Here is an 8,216-nt window from a genome sequence, read left to right as displayed (position 1 = left end):
CATCGGTGGGCGCGGCTGCCGCAAAACCAAGCCGCGTGGCAAGCCAGGCACTGGCAGCCGAAGGCGAAGAGGTGTACCAGCCCGCCTATGCCGCTCAACGGCAGAAGACAGCGATCAAGGCCATTGATGCCGCCACCACCGAGACCATCGAACACGTCGGCTCGTACATCAGCCTGATGCTGTTCACGCAGTTGATTGGCGGTGTGGTCGAACGCTCGGAAGTCATGACCCTGGCACCGCAAGTATTCCCCAATGTGTGGATGGCGATGGGTTTCCTGGTTGTGGCCAAGGTGATTCTGGGCATGGTGATGGAACCGATGGGCGCCATCTTGCTGGTGTCCAGTACGCTGGCCCCAATGGCCTATGCCAACGGCATCGAGCCTGTGCACTTCTGGATGATGGTGCTGGTGGCTTTCGAGTTGGGTTACCTGCTGCCGCCAGTGGCCATCAACCAGTTGCTCACGCGGCAAGTGGTGGGCGAGGCGGAGATCGACAAGTCAGACGCCGAAGTGGCTGGCCAAACCTTCTATCGTCGCTACGAGCGCTGGATCCTGCCTTGCATCGTGATGTCGATCAGCCTGGGCATCGTGGCCTTCGGCCCGCTGCTGGTGCAGCGCGTGGCGTTCTTCCACCCCATTGCCAAGTTGTTCATCTAACCCTCTCCAGCACGACTGACATAACAAGAGCCCTGCGGGGCTCTTGTTGATTCAGCCCTTGCGGCACACGCCTTCGAGCCATGCAGCCAACTGCCTCACCCACACCATTCGAGGCCTTGATCAAGCCCAACCTCATGCGTCTGTTGATCCAACAGCCAGTGTGGGCCCTCGTGTTCGCGACGTTCTACAAGTCGCTGGACATGACCAACCGCTCAGAGGTGGATCTGCACTTTGGCTTCTGGCAATACGTCATCGCCAATCTGATTGCGTCGGGCGTCGCCTTGGGCTTGGGTGGCCTGCTGTGGTACGGCCTCGCGCGGCATTACTGGCTGCGTGATCCCGCGGCACGCCTGCGGCTTGAGCACGAAGGCATGTACGCCGTGCTCCCCATTCCAGTGGCCATCGCGCAAGCACTGGCGATGTTCATCGTGTGCGCCCCCTTGTCCTACTGGATATGGACGCGCTACATGGATTGGACCGACTCCTGGACGCCCTTAGTGCTCAACACCACCAGCTTCAAGACATCCTTGGTCTTCAACGCCTTCGCGTGCATCGTGATCTTCTCGGTTGATGTCTTCCGTGTGCGCGCCCACATGCAAAGGCTGAGAGCGGAAAAGGCAGACCGCCTTCATGTGGAAGCGCAGTTGCAGCGCCTGCAAGCCCAGATGGAGCCGCACATGCTGTTCAACACTCTGGCCAATCTGCACGCGCTCATCGAAACCCAACCGGCCACCGCACAAGACATGCTGGCCCACCTTATCGACTACCTGCGTGCCACATTGAGCGCCAGCCGCACGGGCGCCCTGCCGCTGCGAGAAGAAATGGCACGCGTGATGGACTACCTGAGTCTGATGCAGATACGCATGGGCCAACGCCTGCAGGTCAGCGTGGACATTCCGCCCCATTTGGCCGACATCACCGTGCCGCCCATGCTGGTACAGCCTTTGGTGGAAAACGCGATCAAGCACGGACTGGACCCACTCCCGGACGGTGGATGGCTGCATATCTCGGCCACGCATCGCCAGCACAACGGGCAGAACCAGCTGGAAATCGTGGTGCGAGACACGGGACAGGGCCTGCAAGCGGCCGCCAGCACCCCCAGAGAAAGCCATGGCCATGGTGGCTTTGGTTTGCAATGCATCCGGTCTCGCCTGGAAACCAGCTATGGCGCGCAAGCTCGCTTCACCATTGATGCCGGCCCTGATCAGATCGGCACCATCGCCGTCTTGCAACTACCGTCACAAGGCCTGCAGGCACCTGCTTTGCATCACCCTCAAGCTGCCCATCCATGAACCCCATCACCGCCCTGATCGCCGAAGACGAGCCCGTGCTGGCCAGTGCCCTGCAGCGCCAGCTTGCGCGGCTGTGGCCGGACCTGCGCATCACGCAAGTAGCCAGTGACGGCTTGCAAGCCTACCGTGCCGCCCTCAGTTCGCTGCCCGACGTGCTCTTTCTCGACATCCACATGCCCGGCGCATCAGGGCTGGAAGTGGCCGAGCGCGTCATCGACGACTGGCCTGCCGATCAGGCCCTGCCCCTGATCGTTTTCATCACTGCCTACGATCACCACGCCGTGGCCGCGTTCGAGCACGCCGCCATCGACTACGTGCTCAAGCCCATCCGCGCAGAACGACTGGCCGTGACCTGCCTGCGCGTGCAGCAGCAACTCAATGCGCGCAGGCAAGCAAAGGATGAGGACACACTGCCCCATCAGCTCATGGCACTGCGACAAGAGCCTCCCGCATCGCCAGCGACAGAAACGCCCTTGCGGGTATTGCAAGCTGCGGCGGGCAACAATGTGTACGTCATCCCGCTGGACGAGGTCATCTACCTGGAGGCGGCAGACAAATACGTCCGCATCATCACGCGTGACAGCCTGCCGGGTTCCCCCGAAAAGCTGATTCGCACACCCTTGAAGGAACTGCTACCCAAGCTGGATCAAAGCCTGTTCTGGCAGATCCACCGCAGCCACGTGGTCAATGTGCACGCCATTGATTGCGTCAGCCGTCAGCTCAATCGCACACGCGTCCACTTGAAAGAGCGCACAGAGACGCTGGACGTCAGTCGCATGTACGCCCACCTGTTCAAGGCCATGTAAATCCACGTCCGCCCTACAACTGGCGACGCCATACAGCAGCTCGCACCGGTCTCTGCCGCCCCGTCTCAGCGGGCTTGCGCAGGGCAAAGCAGGCACTCAGGATGGTCATCCAAATAGACCATCAGGAGCAGCCCATATGACCACACGACACACGCCCCGGCGCGCCGGGCCACGGCCATCCAGCGCCCTGCTGGCCGGCCTGATCCTGCTGACTGCCGCCATCTATGGGCTGATCTCCAGCAGCTACCCCATCAGCCTGATCAGACAGGAGGTGCCCATCTCCACGCGCTGGATCATGCAGGCCGTGTCCAGCGACTTCCTGATGGGGGATGCCGCTGCGGTGCGCCAGATCATCCTCAACTACACACGAGGCTTTGCAGGCATTGGCGCGCACACGCTGTTTGGTGGCCTGGCGCTGACCTTGTGCGCCCTGCAATTCATCACGCCATTGCGCCGCTTCAGCCCGCGCCTGCACCGCGTGCTGGGCTGGGCAGCAGCCATCAGCATCGGGCTGGCCATGACCGGCGCCATGAGCTACCTGTGGCTGACGCCTGCCAAGGACGGCCCCTCCGGCGAACCCTTTGCCGCGGCGCTCTGGGTGCAAGCCATCACCACCTTGATGGCGCTGGGCCTGGCGATCAAGAGCGCGCGCCAGCGCGACTACAAAGCCCACATGGGCTGGATGACCCTGCTGATGGCCAGCCTGATGAACGCACCCACGCTGCGCTTGGAGAGCGTTGTGGTGGGCCGCCTGCTGCCACTCAACGGTTTTCAGGCCAACGCTGGTCTGGCCGTGATCCTCATGCCGCAGATGGTCTGGCTGATGGCCTGGTGGATGCGCCGCATTGGCCAGCTGGACCTGCCCTTGCTGCGCCCTCAACTGACGCTGTCCATGCCCTTTATCCAGGCGCTGACCACGATGGGCTCATTGCTCGTACTGCATGAAGGCGTACTGGCACCCTGGGGCTGGGATGCCCTGGCCCACTGGCGCACGGCCGATACCCTGTTGCCCACCCTCGCCGCGCCCTGGGCCCTGAGCACGGCCGCGCTACTCTGGTACCTGCCGGGTGAGCTTCAGCATGTGCAATCGGGCTCCCCGATCCGGATGCACATCCTGGCGCTGATGGCTGCGTCGGCCCTCGGCGCCGCACTCCTGATTTCCCCGCCACAAGCGCATTCACCCGTCAACCTCATCGGACAACAGTTTTACTGGGCGGCGCATGCTGCCTATACGCTGGCCATGGCGACCGGCTGCCTGCTGTGGCGCCAGACAGGCCCGGCTCTGGTGCCCTGGCGCATCATGGTGCTGACCAATGCATTGCTGCCTGGCTTGTGCCTGCCTTTCGGGCTCGGGCTGGCCTGGACCGGCTGGTCACTCAGCGCGATCCAGACCTCGGCCCTGACCTTGAGTTGGGGCTTCGTGGCCTGGCACGGTTTTGCGTCTGCCTACGGTCTGCCGCTTCCAGGCGGCGCGGTTCAAGCCGCCCCCACCGGCAAATCCTGCGCACAGCTTTGATCTGGCGGCAGGCAAACCCCGGGGACTGCGGCACAATCTGGCCCTTGTTCGGGCTTCGCTGCTGGAGCCCACCCCGGAGTCGACCCCACATGCCCGTCAACCTGACCGCCCCCCTTCCATCCGATCTGCACCCCGTGCCTGGCGTCAAGCTGGGCATCACCATGGCGGGCGTGCGCAAGGCCAATCGCCGCGACCTGACCGTCATCACGCTGGATGAAGGCAGCGCCGTGGCCGGCGTGTTCACAAAGAACCGCTTCTGCGCCGCGCCGGTGCAACTGTGCCGCGAACGCCTGGCGGCCAGCAGCGAGATCCGCGCCCTTCTGATCAACACCGGCAACGCCAACGCCGGCACCGGTGAAGACGGCCTGGTACGCGCCCGCTCGACCACCATCGCCCTGGCACGCCAACTGCACATCTCGCCCGAACAGATCCTGCCGTTTTCGACCGGCGTGATCATGGAGACCCTGCCCGTTGACCGCATCGAAGCCGGCCTGGCTGGCGCCATTGCCGAGCTGAAGGCCGACAACTGGGCCATGGCCGCCGAAGGCATCATGACCACGGACACCCTGCCCAAGGGTGCATCGAAGCAGATCACGATTGGTGGCCAGACCGTGACCATCACCGGCATCAGCAAAGGCGCCGGCATGATCAAGCCCAACATGGCCACCATGCTGGGCTATGTGGCCACCGACGCCAACATCGCCCCCGGCCTGCTGCAAGCCCTGGTGACCGAAGCAGCCAATGCCTCGTTCAACCGCATCACCATTGATGGCGATACCTCCACGAACGACTCCTTCGTGCTGATCGCCACGCGCAAGGCCGCCCACGCCGAGATCACCGACCTGAACAGCGCCGATGGCCAGGCCCTGCGCGCTGCCGTGATCGCCGTGTCGCAGCAACTGGCCCAGGCCATCGTGCGTGACGGCGAAGGCGCCACCAAGTTCATCACGATCACGGTCGAAGGTGGCCGCGACGAAGACGAATGCGCCAAGGCCGCTTACGCCATTGCCCACTCGCCCCTGGTCAAGACCGCTTTCTTCGCCAGCGACCCCAACCTGGGCCGCATCCTGGCTGCCGTGGGCTACGCCGGCATCGACGATCTGGACCAGAGCCTGATCGAGCTGCACCTGGATGACGTGCACGTGGTGACCAAGGGTGGCCGCCGCCCCGAGTACCGCGAAGAAGACGGCCAGCGCGTGATGAAGCAGTCCGAAATCACCATCCGTGTGGGCCTGGCTCGCGGCACCGCCAAGACCACCGTCTGGACCTGCGACCTCTCGCACGAGTACGTGACGATCAACGCAGATTACCGTAGCTGACGCGCTCACACGACGCCACGCATCACAAGACGCCTCAGGCTGCCATCGGTCTGAGGCGTTTGCATTTGGGACAGCAGCCATTCGCTACACTTGAACACGAATCAAGGGAGTCGAATCATGCATAACAAGAGCAGCTTGCTGCCTGCCGTCCTGGTCTCGCTGTTGATGGTGGTCTACCCTGGCCCCCAGACCGCTGGGGCCAAAACACCTGCACAACCATCGTCAGGCCAGAACAGCCCTGCCGAGGCAGGCTACCGCGTCACGCCCACACCGGCATGGGTCAAGGACCCGGGGCAGGGCAAGACGGACGCCAATCGCAAGATGGCGCCTGGCGCCAAAGCGCGCCGTGATCTGCTCGTCGACATGCAGATCCAGGTCACGCCCAAGACGCAAACCACCTACATGCGCGTGCACCAGATGGCCATGGACAGCTCGACCTTGCGCGAGGTGTCCGAACCCACCATCGGCTTCAACCCGGCTTATCAGCGCCTGTTCATCCACAACGTCAGCGTGGTGCGAGAAGGCAAGCGCAGCGACAGGCTCAAAGACCTGCGCGTCGAAATGCTGCGCCGCGAACAGCAGCTCGAACATCAGGTGCTGGATGGCACCCGTCAGGCGCTCATCATGCTCAAGGACGTGCGCGTAGGAGACGTGGTCGAACTGGCTTACTCGATCGAAGGTGTGAACCCGATCTTCGAAGGCAAGTTCTCGGAGCTGATGCACGTGGGCAATGAGGTCGCGATGGACCGACTGCATCTGCGCATCGAAGCCCCGCTGGATCGCCATCTGCAGATCAAGGGCGTGCCCAACGAAGTGGCCGTGGAACGCTTTGAGGAAAACGGCAAGCAGGTCATCCGCGTGCAACGCGACAACGTGCCAGCGACTCAGGCTGAGTCGGCATCACCACCTTGGTACAAGGTCTTCCCCGCCTTTCATGTGAGCGAGTTCCAGAGCTGGGCGGAAGTTGATCAATGGGCCCAACGCCTGTTTGCCATCGAAGCGCCAACGGGTGAAGTAGCCCGCCGCATTGCCGACTGGAAGGCCAAACAATTGCCGCCAGACGTGCTGCTGGCCGAGGTCACCCGCTTCGTGCAGGATGACATCCGCTACTTCAGTGTCAGCCTGGGCGAAAGCTCGCACCGTCCCAAGCCTGCCGCCCAGACCCTCGCGGACCGCATGGGTGACTGCAAAGACAAGGTGCTGCTGCTCAACACCTTGCTCAAAGGCCTGGGCTTCGATGCCAAACCAGCCCTGGTCTCGACCTACCGCAACAAGGGCTTGGTGAACTACCTGCCCTCGCACGATCAGTTCGATCACGTGATCTCCGCCGTGCAACTCGACGGCCAGCGCTACTTCCTAGATGCCACGGCCAACAACCAGGGCTACACACTGCAAAACCGCGGCTACTACAGCTACGGGCAGGCCCTCGTCGTGGGCGAAGGCAGCCAGGGCTTGCAAGCCGTCGTGCGCCCAAGCTTTGCGCAGGATGCCTTGAACTACCGCCAGGACTGGGATCTGTCCGATCCGAAGAAGCCAGCGCAACTCAAACTCACGCTGAACGCCAAAGGCCTGGCCGCAGAACGGTGGCGTGCCACAATTGCCAACGTGGGCCTGGAGCGTATCCAGGAGACCATGGCTGGCAACTATGTGCGCGTCATGCCCGGCCTCAAGCCAATCGGTCAAGCGGAGCTGAAAGATTCGCGTGAGAACAATGAGCTGGCGCTGACCCTGGGGTTCGAGCACCCGAACGTGGCGCAATATCAGCGCGGCGGACTGGAGCTGGATCTGAACGGCATGGAATTTGGCGATGTCCTGATCGTGCCGCCAGAAGCCCGCCGCGTCAGCCCCTTCATGTTGGATGTACCCCGCCAATTGGATGTGAAAGTGCACGTGCAAACGCTGCGCCCGATCACGGCCACACCGCCGCCGGCACAACAGATCAGCGACAAACACTTCCTGCTGACCAGCCGCATCGATTCCCAAGGGCGCGACCTGAACTGGAACACCCACTACGAACGCCGCAGCGAAGAGGTGCTGCCAGCCGATCTGGACAACTTCCGCGAACGCGTCATGCGTGCCCGGCAGTACACCAGCCAGCACGTGCGATTGTTGCTGGTTGAGCGCGCCATGCTGGACCCCATCTATGCGGAGGTCGACCGCCGCGTGCAGCCGTACTACCAGCCTGGCACCCGTCCGGATGCGCTGTTGCGCCTGATGCAGGATCAGGAGCTCAACCGCTTGCTGGCCAGCCGCGTGCTGCCCCTGCTCAATCCACAAAGCCCCATGGCCTCGCAGGTCCTGACTGAGCGCGCCATGGCCCATAACCAAGTTGGCGCGTTCCATGATGGTCTGATCGATGCGCAAGCCGCATTGGCCGGCAACCCAGACAGCACCGATGCACTGGAAGCCCGAGGCGTGGCGCTGGTCGGCCTCAACCGCGTTGAAGAAGCAGGCAAGGACTTCGAGCGACTTCAACGTCAAGGTGCTCGCAATGCACCCGGCATCTGGCTGGGCATCAGCCAGTTCGTGCAAGGCCGCTACACCGATGCCGAATCCACCTTCCGCACCCAGGTGGCAGACAGCACGGGTGACGAGCGTACCTATGCCCTCATCTGGTTGAACCTGGC

6 protein-coding genes are annotated in these 8,216 nt (G+C 62.9%); all 6 read left to right on the top strand.

Features of this window, described 5'->3' with window-relative positions; translation table 11 throughout:
- On the top strand, nucleotides 1-656 hold a 656-nt coding region (locus EPO09_RS04395; protein WP_290640566.1), incomplete at its 5' end, for a TRAP transporter large permease subunit.
- A gap of 80 nt (nucleotides 657-736) precedes the next feature.
- Entirely contained in the window at nucleotides 737-1,948 is a 1,212-nt protein-coding gene (locus tag EPO09_RS04390; RefSeq protein WP_290640564.1) for a sensor histidine kinase, read from the top strand.
- Nucleotides 1,945-2,754 carry a LytTR family DNA-binding domain-containing protein gene (locus tag EPO09_RS04385; protein ID WP_290640563.1) on the top strand — a complete coding sequence of 270 codons (810 nt, stop codon included), beginning with the start codon at nucleotides 1,945-1,947 and terminating at the stop codon, nucleotides 2,752-2,754. Before EPO09_RS04390 ends, EPO09_RS04385 begins: the two co-directional genes overlap by 4 nt.
- Before the next feature lie 136 nt (nucleotides 2,755-2,890).
- The gene (locus EPO09_RS04380; RefSeq protein WP_290640561.1) at nucleotides 2,891-4,270 is read left to right on the top strand and encodes a DUF2306 domain-containing protein; all 1,380 of its coding nucleotides are present in this window, start codon (nucleotides 2,891-2,893) and stop codon (nucleotides 4,268-4,270) included.
- A gap of 89 nt (nucleotides 4,271-4,359) precedes the next feature.
- Nucleotides 4,360-5,589, top strand: coding sequence for a bifunctional glutamate N-acetyltransferase/amino-acid acetyltransferase ArgJ (gene argJ / locus EPO09_RS04375; protein ID WP_290640560.1), 1,230 nt, complete (start codon nucleotides 4,360-4,362; stop codon nucleotides 5,587-5,589).
- Nucleotides 5,590-5,706: 117 nt separating this feature from the next.
- Nucleotides 5,707-8,216: DUF3857 domain-containing protein (locus EPO09_RS04370; protein ID WP_290640558.1), on the top strand; the 2,510-nt coding region annotated here is incomplete at its 3' end.

This window comes from Aquabacterium sp. (assembly GCF_004297345.1).
Lineage (GTDB): Bacteria > Pseudomonadota > Gammaproteobacteria > Burkholderiales > Burkholderiaceae_C > Aquabacterium.
Note: the sequence above shows the minus strand (reverse complement) of the source record. Positions and strands in the feature narration are given on the sequence as shown.

Bases quoted from the DNA above. Each gene is read 5' to 3' on its own strand.
- argJ (WP_290640560.1), top strand. From the start codon at position 4,360: ATGCCCGTCAACCTGACCGCCCCCCTTCCATCCGATCTGCACCCCGTG.
- EPO09_RS04390 (WP_290640564.1), top strand. From the start codon at position 737: ATGCAGCCAACTGCCTCACCCACACCATTCGAGGCCTTGATCAAGCCC.
- EPO09_RS04385 (WP_290640563.1), top strand. From the start codon at position 1,945: ATGAACCCCATCACCGCCCTGATCGCCGAAGACGAGCCCGTGCTGGCC.
- EPO09_RS04380 (WP_290640561.1), top strand. From the start codon at position 2,891: ATGACCACACGACACACGCCCCGGCGCGCCGGGCCACGGCCATCCAGC.